12 protein-coding genes are annotated in these 16,739 nt (G+C 68.5%); 2 read left to right on the top strand and 10 right to left on the bottom strand.

Features of this window, described 5'->3' with window-relative positions:
- Nucleotides 1-145: 145 nt before the first annotated feature.
- The 5 genes from NLI01S_RS21235 to NLI01S_RS21215 form a co-directional block, all read right to left on the bottom strand.
- A complete protein-coding gene (locus NLI01S_RS21235) occupies nucleotides 146-1,819 on the bottom strand; it encodes a glycoside hydrolase family 3 protein (protein WP_067607357.1) in 1,674 nt (557 codons plus the stop codon).
- 140 nt (nucleotides 1,820-1,959) lie between these two features.
- A complete protein-coding gene (locus NLI01S_RS21230) occupies nucleotides 1,960-2,466 on the bottom strand; it encodes a PTS sugar transporter subunit IIA (protein ID WP_067607355.1) in 507 nt (168 codons plus the stop codon).
- 142 nt (nucleotides 2,467-2,608) lie between these two features.
- On the bottom strand, nucleotides 2,609-2,845 hold the full coding sequence (locus NLI01S_RS21225) for a glucose PTS transporter subunit EIIB (RefSeq protein ID WP_067607352.1): 237 nt from the start codon (nucleotides 2,843-2,845) through the stop codon (nucleotides 2,609-2,611).
- 154 nt (nucleotides 2,846-2,999) lie between these two features.
- The gene (locus NLI01S_RS21220; protein ID WP_067607350.1) at nucleotides 3,000-4,487 is read right to left on the bottom strand and encodes a PTS transporter subunit EIIC; all 1,488 of its coding nucleotides are present in this window, start codon (nucleotides 4,485-4,487) and stop codon (nucleotides 3,000-3,002) included.
- A 44-nt stretch (nucleotides 4,488-4,531) separates the two neighbouring features.
- Nucleotides 4,532-5,269, bottom strand: coding sequence for a GntR family transcriptional regulator (locus NLI01S_RS21215; protein ID WP_067607348.1), 738 nt, complete (start codon nucleotides 5,267-5,269; stop codon nucleotides 4,532-4,534).
- A 263-nt stretch (nucleotides 5,270-5,532) separates the two neighbouring features.
- On the opposite strand from NLI01S_RS21215, the gene NLI01S_RS21210 reads away from it, so the two are divergent.
- Nucleotides 5,533-6,576 carry an SIS domain-containing protein gene (locus NLI01S_RS21210; RefSeq protein ID WP_067607346.1) on the top strand — a complete coding sequence of 348 codons (1,044 nt, stop codon included), beginning with the start codon at nucleotides 5,533-5,535 and terminating at the stop codon, nucleotides 6,574-6,576.
- 138 nt (nucleotides 6,577-6,714) lie between these two features.
- Here the strand turns inward: NLI01S_RS21210 and secA are convergent, their stop codons facing one another.
- Entirely contained in the window at nucleotides 6,715-9,555 is a 2,841-nt protein-coding gene (gene secA, locus NLI01S_RS21205; RefSeq protein ID WP_067607344.1) for a preprotein translocase subunit SecA, read from the bottom strand.
- A gap of 329 nt (nucleotides 9,556-9,884) precedes the next feature.
- Between secA and NLI01S_RS21200 the strand changes: the two genes are divergently transcribed.
- Complete coding sequence (locus NLI01S_RS21200) at nucleotides 9,885-10,415, top strand: hypothetical protein (RefSeq protein WP_067607342.1); 531 nt, start codon at nucleotides 9,885-9,887, stop codon at nucleotides 10,413-10,415.
- 163 nt (nucleotides 10,416-10,578) lie between these two features.
- On the opposite strand, the gene hpf is transcribed toward NLI01S_RS21200, so the two are convergent.
- From hpf to mtrB, 4 genes are all read right to left on the bottom strand, one after another.
- Nucleotides 10,579-11,250: a ribosome hibernation-promoting factor, HPF/YfiA family gene (hpf, locus tag NLI01S_RS21195; protein WP_067607340.1), complete on the bottom strand. Its 672-nt coding sequence runs from the start codon at nucleotides 11,248-11,250 to the stop codon at nucleotides 10,579-10,581.
- Nucleotides 11,251-12,108: 858 nt separating this feature from the next.
- Entirely contained in the window at nucleotides 12,109-12,909 is an 801-nt protein-coding gene (locus NLI01S_RS21190) for a ComF family protein (RefSeq protein WP_067607338.1), read from the bottom strand.
- Nucleotides 12,910-13,019: 110 nt separating this feature from the next.
- The gene (locus tag NLI01S_RS21185; protein WP_067607364.1) at nucleotides 13,020-14,888 is read right to left on the bottom strand and encodes an LpqB family beta-propeller domain-containing protein; all 1,869 of its coding nucleotides are present in this window, start codon (nucleotides 14,886-14,888) and stop codon (nucleotides 13,020-13,022) included.
- A gap of 77 nt (nucleotides 14,889-14,965) precedes the next feature.
- Entirely contained in the window at nucleotides 14,966-16,732 is a 1,767-nt protein-coding gene (gene mtrB, locus NLI01S_RS21180; protein ID WP_067607336.1) for an MtrAB system histidine kinase MtrB, read from the bottom strand.
- Between the last annotated feature and the right edge of the window lie 7 nt (nucleotides 16,733-16,739).

Below are 16,739 nucleotides of genomic sequence, written 5' to 3'. Positions count from 1 at the left end.
GGGCACTAAGTACCGGCGGTGCCGGTAACGCCCATAGGTGCTACTTCGAGGTGTGGACACGCCGATATCCCCACCCCGCCCGACAACACCCAAGAGCCAGAGACCCCACCGCCCCGGCCACCTCCACCCCCCTGGAATCACTCATCTAGTAACCGAGACCCGTACCGGAACCCACGTCCGCGCCGGGGATGTCCACCGGCAGCGCACCCGAAGGTTCGACCTCTCCGGCGATGACCCTGGCGGCGGCCGTTCGGGAGACCTCCACCGCCGAGTACAGGGCCAGGTAGCCCTCGACCTCGGGAATGACCTCCAGGTCGTAGGGGCCGCCCTGGGACACCGCCACGACCGGTGTGCCCGCGCCCTGGGCCGAAGAGACCAGGCCCTGCTGCTCGGTGGAACCGCGGGCACCCTCGGTACCCACCACGAGCACCTCCTCACCACTGTCCACGACCTCCAGGCCCGCGTCGGACAGGGCCGGAGCCAGGCTTTCGGAACCCACTCCCGCCACCCGCACCTTGGTGCCCTGTCCGAGGGGCAGGAGGTCGCCCTCGTTGCGCACCAGGGTCACCGAGGCCTCGGCCACCCGACGGGCGGCCTCGGCGTGCTCGGGGTCCTCCATGACCGCGGTGGCCGCGGCCGGGTCGACCGGATCGGCCTCCAGGATCCCCCGCTTCTCCTTGAGCGTCAGTACCCGTAGCACCGACTCGTCGATGCGTTCCTCGCTCAGCCGACCGCTCTCGACGGCCTCGCGGATCGCGGAGAGCGCGGCACTCGGGTCCGGTGGCATGAGGAGTTGGTCCACACCCGCCTCGATCACGCGGACCGCGACCTCCCCGTCGTCGTGACGCTGACGCACGCCCTCCATGTTGAGGGCGTCGGTGGTGACCACACCGTCGTAGCCGAGTTCCTCCCGCAGGATCCCGTCGATGATCGACGGTGAGATCGTCGCTGGATCAGGATCCTCGGAACCGTCCAGCTGCGGCATGAGCACGTGTGCGGTCATGATCGAGTCCACCCCCGCATCCACCGCCGCCCGGAACGGCGGCAGGTGCTCGGCCTCCCACTCGTCCCGGGGCAGGTCGATGACGGGCAGCCCGGAGTGGCTGTCCACGTCGGTGTCGCCGTGCCCGGGGAAGTGTTTGGCCACCGGCACCACACCGCTGTCGGCGTAGGCGCCGGCCTCGGCCAGCACCATCTCGGCGACCTTGTCCGGGTCGGAACCGAACGAACGGTTGCCGATCACCGGGTTGTTCGGGTCGGTGTTGACGTCGGCGTCCGGGGCGTAGTTGAGGTTGATACCCACCGCGGCCAGCTCGGTGGCGGTGGTGGTGGCGCGCAGGGCCGCGAGTTCGGTGTCACCGGTGGCCCCGACCGCCATCGCGTCGGGGAAGCGCGTGCCCACGGGCATGCGCACGACCCGGCCCTGCTCTTGGTCGATGCCGATGAACAGGGGGACCCCCTGTCCCTGTTCGGCGGCCAGGTCCTGGACCCCGACGGACAGCTCGGCGATCTGTTCTGCGTCGCTCAGGTTCGCGTCGAAGTAGATGAGCCCACCGGGGTTGTAGGACTCGATGAGCGGGGCGTTCTCCGCGGCCGTGGTGCCCTGGGCGGTGAGGACCATCAGCTGGCCGATCTTCTCGTCCAGGTCCATTCCGGCCAGGAGTTCGGGTGCCAGGACCGGTTCGAAGGGCTCGGCCGAGGCTTCCGGTGACTGTTCGTTCTCTCCAGGCGAGGTTCCCACCTCCTCGGGTGTCGTGGTGCAGGCGGTCATCATCAAGGCGAGGCCTACGCAGACCGGGGCCAGGGCGTGCGATTTCATGTGGGGTGTCATCTCCGGCGGTTCGCTTGGTGCCGCCGGAGAATACCCGGTCGGGTTCGGTGGGAGAGGTCACCTCGCCGTTGGTTCGCGTGCGACCTCGGTTCGTCGGGTCCGTCGGGGACGTTCGGGTCGGCCAGTGTTCAGGGCCGGACGGGGGCCGGGGTCCACACGAAGAGCTCGTCACCGGTGTTGACGGCGCCGCTCGCGTGCCCGCCCAGGGCGTCGGCGCCGGCGTCGAGCGCCACCACCGGGACCACGGAGGGTTTGCCCAGGGAGGCGACCAGCCCCGGTGACCACTCGATCACCGGGGTGCCCGCCGTGACCTCGGCGCCCTCCGAGACGAGGAGGGTGAACCCCTCCCCCGCGAGTTGCACGGTGTCGATGCCCAGGTGGACCAGGACACCGTGTCCGTCGTCCGTGGCCATCACCACGAAGGCGTGGGGGTGGAGCTTGACCAGGGTCCCGGATATGGGGGCCACCGCCTCCTGCCGGGACTCCTGACCACCCTCCTGCCCGGGTTCCGGATGCACGGCCAGCCCGGGGCCGACCATGCTCTGGGAGAACACCGGGTCGGGCACGGTCTCCAGGGACATCGCCGTTCCGGTGACGGGGGAAAGTACGCGCAGCGCACTGGTGTGGTCTGACATGGAGGAGATCTTCCCTACGGACGCGACTTAATCCAGGATCGCATCGACCAAAAGGGCCGAAGGCCCCACGTTCTCTCCCCCACCCCGTCCCGAACCTCTCCGGCGGTCGCCCCGCCGACCGTTCCGAAACCCTGACCAGGGGTTACTCCAACAGGTCCTGGATGTCGTCGGTGAGGCTGTCGGCCTCGGGTCCGACGACGACCTGCACGACCCTGCCGGAGACCAGCACCCCGTGTGCGCCGGCCGCCTTCAGGGCCTCTTCCTTCACCAGCCCCGGGTCGGCGACCTCGGTGCGCAATCGGGTGATGCAGGCCTCGATGTCCTCGATGTTGGCGGCTCCGCCCAGCCCGGCGACGATCGCCTCAGCCTTGTCGGCCATGTACCCTCCGCGCTCTGTTCTCGCGTGTCCGACGGACACGTTCACGAATCCGAACCGAGCTTAGAAGGTGATGGACCGCACACGCCAGGGTCGACGCCGACCGGTGCCCGGCGAAGGTCCCGAGACACCGGTCCACGAGGACGGCCGGCGAGGGTCAGTCGGCGGGGTCCTTGCCGGTCGCGGTCGCCCCGCCGTCCCCTTCCGTTCCACTCGAACCGGCGCGGTTCTCCTCGTCGGCGGCCGAGGTGGTGTACGCGGCGACGTTCTCCTCCGGTTCGGCCTCCCTCCCCGGGGTGGGGATGTTGAGCTTCTTGATCAGCAGGTAGAAGATCCCGAAGTAGACCAGGAAGTACAGCACCCCGAACAACAGCAGGATCCCCAGACCCTCCGTATTGCCCTTGGTGGCGTTGAGCAACAGGTCGATCAGACCCGCGGAGAAACCGAAGCCCAGTTGTACGTCCAACGCGTTCAGCACCGCCATGGAGACGCCGGTGAGGACGATGTGCACACCGAACAGCACCGGGGCCACGAAGATGAACGCGAACTCCACCGGTTCGGTGATGCCCGTGGCGAACGCGGTGAGCGCGGCCGGGATCATGATCGAACCGATCTGGGCCCGGCGGGCCGGGGACGCCGTCAACCACATGGCCAAAGCGGCTCCGGGGAGACCGAACATCAGCACGGGGAAGAACCCGGACAGCAGGCCACCGGCGTCGGGATCCCCGGCGAAGTACCGGGTGATCTCACCATGGGAGACGCTGCCGTCTTCTGCCGTGTAACTGCCGGAGACGAACCAGATGAACGAGTTCACCACGTGGTGCAGGCCCATCGGCAAAAGGATGCGGTTGATGATCCCGTAGACGCCGGCGCCCAGCGCGCCCGCGCCGATGATGGTCTCACCAAGGTTTTGGATCCACATCCCCACGATCGGCCAGATCAGACCGAGGGCCACGCCCATGAGCAGACCGACCAGGGCGGTGACGATGGGTACGAAGCGACGGCCGCCGAAGAAACCGAGCCAGGTGGGCAGCTTGATCCGGTGGTAGCGCTGCCAGAGCACGGCGGCGAGCAGACCGATGACGATCCCGCCGAGTACGTCGGTGGGGTTCTTGATCGCGTGGTCGATCGCCGGAGCGACCGCGTTGACCGTCTCGGGGTCGGTGATGGGTTCCCGGGTGACCGGATCGATCGGGAGCGGATAGGAGGTGACCTGGGAACCGAGATCGCCCTGCGGCCCGTCGAAGGTGGCCATCGTCCAGGTCGAGACCCGGTCGAAGACCAGGTAGCCCACGACCGCGGCCAGCGCGGTGGAGCCGTCGGCGCGCTTGGCGAAACCGATCGCCACCCCGATGGCGAAGAGCAGCGGCAGCGCCTGGAAGATGGCGTCACCGGCGGTGCCCACGGCTCCGGAGACCGGGTTCATCCAGGACATGCCGGGCAGTCCGCCCAGACCGTCGGCACCGAGCAGGTCGTCCTGGCCCAGGCGGAGCAGGATCGCGGCGGCGGGCAGGACCGCGATCGGCATCATCAGGCTGCGGCCGAGCCGTTGGAGGACGGCCAGCGCGGAGGAACCGCGCCCACCTCCTCCACCGGCACCACCGGATGGTTTCGGTGAGGTATTGGCTGCTTTCGGGTCCGACATGGCGGGGGGCCTCCCTTAGCGGTGCGCCGATGGGCGCGGGGGTGTCAGTCGCTGTGCCGGCGCGGATCCAACCTGGAGTGCAGCTGGTAACGGTCGGCACGGTAGGTGGACAGTGCCAGTTCCACGCACTGCCCCTTGGCGAAGCTGCGGCGCTGCATGATCAGCACCGGGCTTCCAGCGGGCAGACCGAGGAGACGGGAGTCTGCCGAGTCGCAGATCCCGGCCTCGATGGTCTGTTCCCCGGAATCCAACAGGATGTCGAACTCGTTTTCCAGGACCTCGTAGAGAGATCTCTCGGCGAGGTCGTGGTCCTCCAGCCCCGGCACCATCGCGGCCGGGATGTTGGAGCGCTCCACCGCCATGGGTTCATCGTCGGCGGTGCGCATGCGTTCGATGTGGTGCACGAGGGTGCCGGGGGCGATGTCGAGCATGCGCGCGGTGTGACCGCTGGCCGGGATGACCTGGCGGATGAGTTCGCGAGCGCCCGGTTCGAAGCCGCGCGCACGCATGTCCTCGCTGTAGGAGGCCAGGACCAGGGACATCTCGATCTTGGGGCGGGCGACGAAGGTGCCCTTACCGGGAACCCGGTAGATCTTGCCCTCGGTGACCAGGAGGTCGATGGTCTGACGCACCGTCATCCGGGACAGACCGTAGTCCACGCTGAGCTCGCGTTCGGAGGGGATCATGTCGTCCACGCCCAGCCCTGCCGACGTGATCCGGTCCAGCAGCAGCTCGCGCAGTTGCACGTACTTCGGCATGGGGTTGGCGGGATCGATCGACATGGGCGACCTTCTGTTCTGCGGTCGGGTCGGGATGGGGGCGACCCTGGTGTGCGACTCGCCCCCGCGTTCGGGCCTCTCCGGGCGATTCGGCTCCGACTGGTATAGTCCGGACTAGACCATAGCCTCCGACTTCATGTCAATCCTCCGCCGACGAGGTCGAGACGAGCGTGGAACCAAGGACTCCCCGCCTTTCACCGACCTTCGGCGCGGCATCCGACGCCCGTCCAGGGCGACCCGTACACACCCTGGGAAGGTTGTTGCACATGACCACCACGACGAGCACGATGCGAGCGGAGATCGCGGAACAGCCCGACGCCCTACGTCGCACCTTCGCCGAACTCCTCCCCCTGCGCGGGGAGATCGAGGCACTGGGGCGTCGCACCAAACACGTCCTCTTCATCGCGCGAGGGTCCTCGGACAACGCCGCCGTCTACGGTGGTTACCTGCTTCAGGCCCACACCGGCAGGCTGGCCACTCTCGGTTCTCCGTCCATCGCGACCGAGTACGGGGCGAAGGTCGACCTGTCCGACGTCCTGGCGGTGGCCATCTCCCAGTCCGGCAAGACCGAGGAGATCGTCGAGACCATGCGCTGGGCCGCGGGTTGCGGTGCCCGGACCCTGGCCGTCACCAACGGCGCCGACTCGACGCTGGCCAACGAGGCCGACGTCGCCCTGGTCACCCAGGCGGGGAACGAGCTCTCCGTACCCGCGACCAAGACCTACAACTCCCAACTGGCCGCTCTGGCGGTACTGGCTCTGGGATTGGGCGCCGACCTGGACCCCGGCGAACTGGACCTGGTCCCCCAGGGTATCGAGGAGACCCTCGCCGCGCCCACGGACGTCCTGGAGGAGATCGTCGAACGGATGGTCGCGGTGCGCGGCGCCATGATCTCCGGACGAGGCATGGCCTACTCCACCGCCTTGGAGACGGCTCTGAAGCTCAAGGAGGCCTGCTACCTCCACGCGATGGGGATGTCCTACGCGGACCTGTTGCACGGACCCATCGCGGTCCTGGACCCGCGCACCCCGGCGGTCCTGGTCGCCTCCCCCACCGGGCCGACCCTTCAGGGCACGGTCTCCCTCGCGGAGAAGGCGCGCTCGGCCGGTGCCCCGGTGTTCGGCATCGGCGGTGGCGAGGCGTTGGCCGCCGCCAGCGACCTGTCCATTCCCGCCCCTGACGTGCCCGAGTGGGTTTCGCCGATGAACCTCATCGTGCCCGCCCAGTTGCTCACCGAGCACCTGGCCCGCCGTCTCGGCCACGACCCCGACGTCCCCCGCGGCCTCAACAAGGTCACCCAGACCTCTTAGCACCCCGGAGAACAGGGCCTGACGGCGCCCGAACGGGTGACGGTCCACAAAGCAGACCCTGGAGCCACCTGGACACGCGCGTGGGCGCGGCCCCCTCGGGGACCGCGCCCACGCGCGCTTCGGTTCGCAAACCCCCGGCTACTTGGCCGAGGCGTCCCCGTGGCACTTCTTGAACTTCTTACCGGAACCGCAGGGGCAGGGCGAGTTGCGCGCGGTGCCCGCGTACTCGTCGTTGGCCTCGCTGTGCCGTTCGACGGTGCCGTCCTCGCTGGGAGCCGAGTACTGCAACCGGCTGGGCCGGTCCTCACCGAAGCCCGGGACCACGACGTCCTCGGCCGGAGCCTCGGTGTCGGGTGCCTTGGCCTCGGCCGCCTCCTCGTCCTCCGCGACCGCGGTGGCGACGGCGGTCGCGCTCGCGGTCCCGCCGACCTTCGCGGCGGTCTGCGCGGCGGCGGCGGTGGTGAGGCTCGGCTCGGCCTTCTTCTGTACCTGGACCTCGACGTTGAAGAGGAAGCCGACCGACTCCTCCTTGATGGCCTCCAGCATCTGCTGGAACATGTCGAAGCCCTCGCGCTGGAACTCGATCAGCGGGTTGCGCTGAGCCATCGCGCGCAGGCCGATGCCCTCCTGGAGATAGTCCATCTCGTAGAGGTGCTCACGCCACTTGCGGTCCATCACCTGGAGGATGACGCGGCGCTCGACCTCGCGCATGGCCTCCTCGCCCAGCTCGGACTCGCGGGTCTCGTAGGCCGCCTTGGCGTCCTCGACGACGCCGTCGGCGATGAGCTCGGTGGTCAGCGTGTGGACGTCACCGTTCTCCTCGACGAACTCGTCGACGGTGAAGCTGATCGGGTAGACCTGCTTGAACGCCCGCCAGAGCTTGTCGAGGTCCCACTCGTCGGCGTCGCCGCGTGCGGTCTCCTCGGCGACGTAGCCGCGGAGCACCTCCTCCAGCATCTCGATGACCTGCTCGCGCAGGTCCTGGCCTTCCAGGACCTTGCGGCGCTCGGCGTAGATCACCTTGCGCTGGCGGTTGAGGACCTCGTCGTACTTGAGGACGTTCTTTCGGATCTCGAAGTTCTGCGACTCGACCTGGCCCTGAGCGGAGGCGATCGCCTTGCTCACCATGCCGGACTCGATCGGCTGGTCGTCCGGGATGTTCAGCTGGTTCATGAACACCTCCAGACGGCTGGAGTTGAACAGACGCAGCAGGTCGTCCTGGAGGGACAGGTAGAAGCGGGACATGCCCGGGTCACCCTGACGGCCGGAACGACCACGGAGCTGGTTGTCGATTCGACGCGACTCGTGGCGCTCGGTACCGAGCACGTACAGACCGCCGGCCTCGACGACCTTCTCGTGCTCCTCCTCGAACTCGGCCTTGGCCTTCTCCAGGGCCTCCGGCCAGGCCTCCTCGTACTCCTCCGGGGTCTCCAGCGGGCTCAGGCCACGGCTCTGGAGCTCCTCGTCGGCGAGGAAGTCGGGGTTGCCGCCGAGCATGATGTCGGTACCGCGACCGGCCATGTTCGTGGCGACGGTGACGCCGCCGAGCTTGCCGGCCCGGGCGATGATCGAGGCCTCACGGGCGTGGTTCTTCGCGTTGAGGACCTCGTGCGGGACGCCCTCGCGCTTGAGCATCCGGGACAGCAGCTCGGACTTCTCCACGCTGGTGGTACCGACGAGGACGGGCTGGCCCTCCTCGTGACGCTCGGCGATGTCCTCGGCCAGGGCCTGGAACTTGGCGTCCTCGTGCTTGTAGACGACGTCCTTGACGTCCTCACGGATCATCGGCTTGTTGGTGGGGATGGGCACCACGCCGACGCCGTAGGTCTGGGTGAACTCCGCCGCCTCGGTCTGGGCGGTACCGGTCATACCGGCGAGCTTCTCGTAGAGGCGGAAGTAGTTCTGGAGCGTGACCTTGGCGAGGGTCTGGTTCTCGTCCTTGATCTTGACGCGCTCCTTGGCCTCGATGGCCTGGTGCATGCCCTCGTTGTAGCGGCGTCCCGCCAGGACACGGCCGGTGAACTCGTCGACGATGAGCACCTCACCGTCCTTGACGATGTACTCCTTGTCCTTGCGGTACAACTCCTTGGCCTTGAGGGAGTTGTTGAGGAAGCTGATCAGCGGGGTGTTGACGGCCTCGTAGAGGTTGTCGATGCCCAGCCAGTCCTCGACCTTGGCCACACCGGACTCGGTGATGCCGACGGTGCGCTTCTTCTCGTCGACCTCGTAGTCCTCCTCCGCCTTCAGGCGGGGAGCGATCTTGGCGAACTCGGAGTACCAACGGGAGTTCTGCTCCGAGGGGCCGCTGATGATGAGCGGGGTCCGCGCCTCGTCGATGAGGATGGAGTCGACCTCGTCGACCAGGGCGAAGTAGTGCTCGCGCTGGACCGTGTCCTTGAGCGAGAGCGCCATGTTGTCGCGCAGGTAGTCGAAACCGAACTCGTTGTTGGTTCCGTAGGTGATGTCGGCCTTGTAGGCGTTGCGGCGGGCCTCCGCGCTCATCTGCGGGCCCACCACGTCGACCTCGAGCCCCAGGAACTGGTAGATGCGACCCAGGTTCTGGGCGTCGCGTCGGGCGAGGTAGTCGTTGGTGGTGATGACGTGGGCGCCCTTGCCCGCCAAGGCGTTGAGGTACACCGCGAGGCTTCCGGTCAGGGTCTTGCCCTCACCGGTCTTCATCTCGGCGATGTTGCCCAGGTGCAGGGCGGCCGCGCCCATGACCTGAACGTCGAAGGCGCGTTGGCCCAGGGTGCGCTTGGCCGCCTCGCGAACCGTCGCGAAGGCCTCCGGGAGCAGGTCGTCCAGGGACTCCCCGTCCGCGTAGCGTTCCTTGTACTCCTGGGTCAGGGCGCGCAGCTCGTCATCACTCAGATCGACGAAGTCGTCCTCGAGGAGGTTGACCTGATCCTTGTACTTATTGAGCCGGCGCAGGATCTTTCCTTCACCCGCGCGCAGGAGCTTGTCGAGTATGCCTGGCACTTCCTATGCGCTCCTCGCAGATCGCGGTCGTCTCCACTTTCGGTGGAGGGTCAGATCTTGGCCCGCTGACCGCACTCGTTTTCTCGTGGGAGGTCAGGGGGAACCCTGGGCCCTCGGGCCTACATCCTAGAGGACCCCGACCCTCTCCCCGTCCTACCGACAAACGATTCGCACGGGGGTGGATGTTCCCGCCATTTTGATGATGTTCGTGCAGACTCGCGTATTTCTTCGGGTAGTGCAATGGGTGCAGGGTGTTCTGAACGCGGGTTCGTGTCCGCACGTTCCGCGCGAAGGCACCCGGCCGGAAAAGCACTACCGAGGGAGGAGCCATGCCAGCCCGCAGGAAACACGAAGGGGCCACCGCGCGGGACTTCGAGGACGAGCGCCCGCCGGGGCCTCGGACCCCGGCCGACGCGATCGAGTCCGCGGTCGAGAACCCGCACGGGACGCGCTCCCGCCCCTCCGAGGAGGACGATCCCGCACTCGCCTGGGAGCGGCACCAGCCGAGTGACGAGGAACAGAAGCGCCGGGGACGCATCCGAGGATTCCAACGCCAGGGCGGCGCGCTGGCGCCGAGTAGCGGTCACCGGGGCAGCGCGGCCTCATGGATCGTCGTGGCACTCGCCTGCGTGGGGTTCGCCCTGGGGGGTCTGGCCATCGTCCTCGGCGGTTCCCTGTGGCTGTTGGTGGCGGGCGGCCTGTTGATGCTGGCCGCGCTGGTGGTGGCGGTGTCCTGCGACATCCTCTCCGACGTGGTGCTGGATCCGCCGCGCGTGGAGTCGGAGGAACCGCACCAGACGCCGCTGCACCGCATCAAGCAGGCCACCGACGAAGAGCGAACCGAGGGTTCCGAGGATTAGGGGATCGAGGGTTCCGAGGCCGGTCCCGCCGCTTCGAGGGTCCGGGGAGGGGGACACCACCGGACCTTCCCCGCAAGAGCGCGGCGGGCCCGGCCGGGCCCGCCGCGACCGCTACGTCCTCACCTTCGGCGTGTTCGGCTCCGAGGGCGAGGCCGCGATTGTGCTAGTCGACCAGTCGCAGGACTCCGTAGTTGAAGCCCTTCCGGCGGTAGACGACGCTCGGGGTGTCCTTGACCTCGTCGTGGAAGAGGTAGAAGTCGTGGCCGATCAGCTCCATCTCCATCAACGCCTGGTCGATACTCATCGGCTTGGCCCGGTGGAACTTCTCCCGCACGATCACGGGAACGTCCCCCTGGGTGTCGAGTTCGACGAACTCGTCGGAGAAACGGCCGTCGACCTCGACACCGTCGATCTCCTCGTCCCCGCTGCGCCGGGCAGGGGGCGCCGTTCCACCGGCCGGGGCGAGTGAGGGCAGGTCTCCTGGGAGGTCGGCGGTCGCGGCCGCCACGGAGACGGGAGTGCGGTTGCCGCGGTGGACCTTGCGGCGGTCCGCGGACTTGCGCAGACGGGCCTCGATCTTGTCGAGGGCGAGGTCGAGGGCGCCGTGGCGGTCCACGGACGCGGCCTCGCTCCTGATGACCGGGCCGTCGGAGTGGATGGTCAGTTCAACCCGCTCGCGGACGTCGGCGAGCTTGGGGTTTCGCTCCTGGGACACCTCCACATCGACGCTCATGCCCTTGCGCTCCCACTTGGAGAGCCTGTCGAGCTTGGTCTCGACATGCTGTCGGAACTTCTCACTCACACCGGTGCGTCGACCCTTGACGATGATGTCCATAGGACCCCCTTCATCGCATGGCCGCCGGGAAGGCGACGGCCAGGCTGGTTCTACTCCCTCCCCGGGTAGGGAGGGGTGTGACGCGTTGGCCCCCTTCCGTCGGCGGCGCGAGCCGGTGCACGGCCCGCTTGGAAGTGCGTATACCCATCGGGGACGGGGTCATCACCCGCCCCAAGAACATGATTGCCCAGGGCCGGTGAGCTGCAAATAAGGACATTCCCCAGGTTTAGGACATGTCCGGGCAAGTCGCCTGAATCGGCTATGAGAACCCGCGGTGGGAAGGGCGCGCGAACTCCGGCGAAGTATCCGACACGAACGTCGGTACGGTCGGAGCGAAGAATGTCGGAAACGACGGGACGACCGCGCTCGCCGAACGCCGCGAGGTTCGAGAGAAGGCCGCCCCGGCCCTGGGAACGGCAGGGGACCCACGCCCGCGGGGCCTTCACCCCGGACACGTCGGACCCCCGCACGTCGGCATGCCACCCGTCCGGCCGACCTGGTCTTCGTCCCCACATCCGCCTGCTGAGAGTGTCGCCGCTCTTGATCGCGACTACTGCTCTTCTCCCTGTCATGAGGGACATCGGGACCCTCCGCGGGGCAGGACTTACCTCTAAGGCGCACCGTGATCGGTCGACGAAAAGTCGCCTTACGTGGGCCGTTTCGCCTGCGCCTGGCATCGGCTTGCCGGAGGAGCTCTCCGGTGTTCCCGGAGGCTCGGAGATTCCGACGCAACCACGGACCCGGACGGGTGCCATACCTGGACCGTAACCTGTCCGGGCCCGTATGTCAGGTGGAGAACCGGCCCTCGATCCACCTCTCAGGCCCGCAAAGCCTTACAGAAAGGCATCTTTCGCCTGTTCAGGGGGGTTTGTAAAACCTTGGCCCTCGAACATTGCCCGCGCTCGAAGTCGGTCGTTGCGACGCCCGCCCCCGCTCCGCCAGCACGACCGCGCCCACGACCCGGGCGCCCTCGGCCCGCAGGGCTCGGGCCGCCTCCGTGAGCGTCGCACCGGTGGTGAGGACGTCGTCCACGATCACGACCGGTCGGCCGGCCGTTTCGACCCGCCCACCGTGTTCGAGCCGCGCGTGTGGACGGGCCGTGAACACCCCGGCCCGGTTGGTCAGACGTTGTGCCCGGTCCAGCCCCACCTGAGGTCCGACCGGGCGCCGATACGCGAGGACGGACGCCGTTCCGGCCGCTCCGGAGGGGCCCGCGCCGCGGACGCACTCCCGCGTCAGTCGCGCCACCCGACCGCTTCCCACCCCGGTGCCCCAGCGGCCCGGGACCGGGACGAGGAGCACGTCCGGACCGGCGCGGCCCGACGCCCACAGTGTCCTGGCGAGCCTCTCCCCCAGCACACCGGCCAACCGCCCGTCACCGTGTTCCTTGTAGGCCAGCAGGACCCGACGTTCCCGCCCCGCGTGCCCGCCCGCCGCCCAGGTCGGTGGGCATCCCCTCCGTGGAACACAGGGGCGCGGCCTCTGGGCGAGCAACGTCCGGCAGTCGGGGCACAGCGGACCATGGGGCGCGGAGCAGCCCGCGCAGCGCTGTGGCAGTAGGAGGTCCAGGAGTGCGGTGAGAAGGGCCGCCAGGTGGTGCACGAGCCCGGACGACAGGCTCGGGAGCCACCCCCGTGAGGGTGCGCCGTCTTGGTCCATGCCCTCAAGGGTGCGAGATCGTGGGCCGCTCCACCAGTGCCGTTCTCGAACCTGTGGACAACTCGGCACCCCACAGTCGTCGGGCCGTGCGCGTTCGTCTGTTCGACGGGTCAGCCCGGGAAGGTGGGCGCTCCGCCCTCGACGACGTTCTGCCAGTTCAGCGGGTCGTTGGAAGCCCAGATGTTGCCGTCGTCGGAACCGGCGAGCAGGGGCTGCCCGGGCGCTCCGGAGATGGTGACCATGCCCGCGGCGGGGGTGCCCGCGCTGGCCGCGGGGGTGCCCCCGTCCAACGCCACCAGCATCGCCTGGTGCGTGCCACCGTCCCTGCTGCCCAACACCACCAGCTGGTCGCTGGAGCGCCAGGCGACCGCGGTGACGTCCTCCAGCTCTTGGGCGAGGGTGATGAACCCGCCCACGGAGACCTGACCGTCGTGGTCCTCGACCACCCGGCCGACCTTGAGCGCTCGTTCACCGTCCTGTTCGGTGATGACCACCGCACGCGCGCCGTCCCGGGAAATCCGGAAACTCACCAGGGAGTGGTCGCGCAGGCCGCTCACCTGGGCGCGGACGACCTCGTCGCCGTCGCGGAGCATCCACAGGGCGCTGTCGCCCGGTTCGGGCGGTTCCTCGGCTCCCGTTCCACTGAGGTTCGGGTCCCCTTCCGGCTCCCGCCCCGCGCCCTCCTCGTCGTCCTCGCTCTCCTCGTCCTCGTCCTTGGTCTCCTCCACCACCCAGAGGTTGTTGTCGATGTCCCAGGACAGGTCGGTGAACAGGCCCTCGTCGAGGACCTCCCGGGTCTGGGCGCCCGGGCTGGCGAGGCTGGTGACGACCTCGCTCCCACCGAGGGTGATGCCGGCGATGGTGCTCTGGTCGAGCGAGACCGCGAACCGGTCGAGTGTCAGGTCACCGCGACCGAGCGGGCCGGGGACCGGTTCGGCGTCGCCGAAGTTCTCCGCCGTCCAGTCGGAGGCCGACCACAGCTGTCCCTCGTGGGTGTAGTAACCGCGGATGTCGGAGGAGGTCGCCCCGGGACTCACCCTGGCCCACAGATCGCTGCCGGGGCGTGGCCGGTCGGCGCTCTCCCCGTCGGAATCGGGGAAGGCGACCTCTTCGCCGTTGACCTTGAGGGTGAACTCCTGGACCTCGGGCAGTTGACGCAGCGTCCAGGCGATCTGGGCCGCCATGTCGTACTCATCGACCTCGGCGACGCCGCTGACGTTGATCACCGCGTGCTGGGCGTCGACCTCCAGCCGGGTGGCGGCCTGCTCGGGGAACGCGGAGGACACCGCGGGCCCGAGCCAGGCGGTGGGGCCGGCGATGAGCTTACGGAGCAGACGCTCGGCCGGTTGGTCGGGGCTCACCGGCAGGTAGACCGGGTCGGGGACCAGGGCCGTGCGCTCGGCGTTGAAGTAGTAGAGGTTGAACGGCCGATGGGTGCGTTCGATGTCGAGCGCGCTCAGCAGCAGTTCGTCCGGCAGGTCCTGGATCCGCCACTCGCCCTCGGGGTCGCCGTCCTCTCGGGCCAGGGTGAACGTCTCCTCCAGGAGGGTTGCCGAGGACTGGGTGGGGACGTACTTGCCGCTCTCGTCGATGGTCGCCACCAGGTTGCTGCGCACCAGGACGCGGGCGGTGAGGCCGTCGTTGCTGATCTCGGCGTCGAAGTCGGCGGCGTCGAGGTCGTTGAACACGCTCACGCCGCCGTCGGGGGACCACGTCTGAGCGGTCTCGGGCAGCATGTAGCTGCGCGCCGCCTTGTGGTCCTCCTCGAAACTGCCCATGTCCTTGAGGAACCCGTCGACAAGCCCCTCGGGGGCCACTCCGGGCTGCGGGCCGGCGGGCAGCAACCGCACGTAGCCGTCATAGGGGTCGCCGGAGACGTCGCCGCCCTCTCCGGGGACCACCGGGCCGGTCATGGGGACGGTGGCGCACGCCGCGAGGGCCACACAGGCGAGCGCGGCGGCTCCGAGGCTCCGAGCGATCCGGGACGACCACCGCCGGGCCGTTACGCCCGGTCGTGGCGTCCGCGGGGGCGACGCGACCGTTCGTGCCTTCTGGCTCACGGTGCCTCCTCGTCTTCGGTGCCACCGCGCACCTTGGCGGACGTTTCACCCGGGGCGGTGAAGTTGTTGCGGCCCAAGGCGATCTCCGGAGGTACCAGCGGTAGCGGCGAACCACGCAGCTCGGTGCCGGAGCGTCGGGGCAGGGACAACCGGAACTGGGAACCCTGGCCGGGCATGCCCCACGCCTGGAGCCAACCGCCGTGCAGGGTGGCGTCCTCCTTGGCGATGGGCAGCCCGAGGCCGGTGCCCCCGGTGGTGCGCACCCGGGAGTAGTCGGCCCGCCAGAAGCGGTCGAAGCACAGGTGCTCCTCCCCCTCCTTGAGACCCACACCGTAGTCGCGAACGGCCACCGCGATGGCGTCGCGGTCTCCGGCGGCGGCGACCACGACGTCGCGTCCCTCGCTGTGCTCGATGGCGTTGACCACCAGGTTGCGCAGGATGCGGTTGATGCGTCGGGTGTCGAACTCGGCCATGCAGGGTTCGACGGGCAGGCGCAGGATCACCTTGATGCCACGGCGTTCGGCGATCTGCTCGGCGTCGCCGACCGCCTTCATCACCGAGTCCCGAATGTCGGAGGATTCGATGCCCAGGGTGGCCGCCCCCGCGTCGTGTCGGCTGATCTCCAACAGGTCCGAGAGCAGTTCCTCGAAGCGTTCCACCTGGCTCTGGAGGAGTTCCACCGAACGCCGGTGGGAGGCGTCGAGCGCCTCTCGATCGTCGAAGAGCAGGTCACCGGCCATGCGGATGGTGGTGAGCGGGGTGCGCAGTTCGTGCGAGACGTCGGAGACGAACTGCCGCTGCACCTTGGACAGCTCCTCCAGCTCCTGGATCTTCTCCTGGAGGTTGCCCGCCATGTCGTTGAAGGACATCGAGAGCCGGGCGATGTCGTCCTCGCCGCGCACCGTCATGCGTTCGGAGAGGTCGCCCGAGGAGAGCCGTTCGGCCGACTGCGCCGCGGAGCGGACCGGGGCGACCACCATGCGGGTGACCATGAACGCGATGAACCCGAGGAGGACCACGAGCAGGACGCCGACGAGCGCGACCGTGTTCTGGACCAGGTCCAGGATCTCCTGCTCGTGTTGGAGCGGGAACACGTAGTAGAGCTCGTAGGCGTGGGTGAGTTGGGCGCCCACGACCAGCGCGGGTTCGACGGAACCGTCCTCGGTCTCGATCCGCGTGTACGTGTGGTACTGCTGATCGGATATCTCGGAGTGACGGACCTGTTCGATCAGGCGTTCGGGCACGCTCTCGTTGACGGTGTCCTCGTCGACGGTCGCCCAGCCGCGTTCGTCGCTGACCGAGGGCAGCACGATGACGCCGTACAGCCCGGTCTCACCGCTGCGGCTGGTCAGCTCACGCGCGATGTTGTTGAGCAGACGGTCGCGGTCACTGGTCTCGTTCTCCTGTAGCTCCGCCACGGCGTAGCTGAGGCCGGCGCGGTGGTCGTTGACCGCCGCGTTCACCTTGGCCTCCAACAGTCCGCCGCGGACCTCGGAGATGAGGACGTAGCTCAGTCCCACCAGGACCAGCAGGGACAGGACCAGGGTCGTGCTGATGACCCGCAGGTACAGCGAACGGCGCCAGTTGGTGTGCACCCCGCGCACCAGTGCGCGCGCGGCGCGCTGGGCGAGGAGGTAGGCACGGGTCAGGCCCGAGTTGGATTCCCTCGGGGCGTCCTCGGACGCGGGCAGCCCTGAGGAGGGGACCGGCCGCTCCCCTTCGGGGTCGGCCTGCCGCCCCTCCTCAGGTTCGGACACGGTCATGGGGATC

The organism is Nocardiopsis listeri NBRC 13360 (assembly GCF_001570765.1).
GTDB lineage: Bacteria > Actinomycetota > Actinomycetes > Streptosporangiales > Streptosporangiaceae > Nocardiopsis > Nocardiopsis listeri.
The sequence above is the reverse complement of the archived record's forward strand: the minus strand, read 5'-3'. Positions and strand labels throughout refer to the sequence as shown.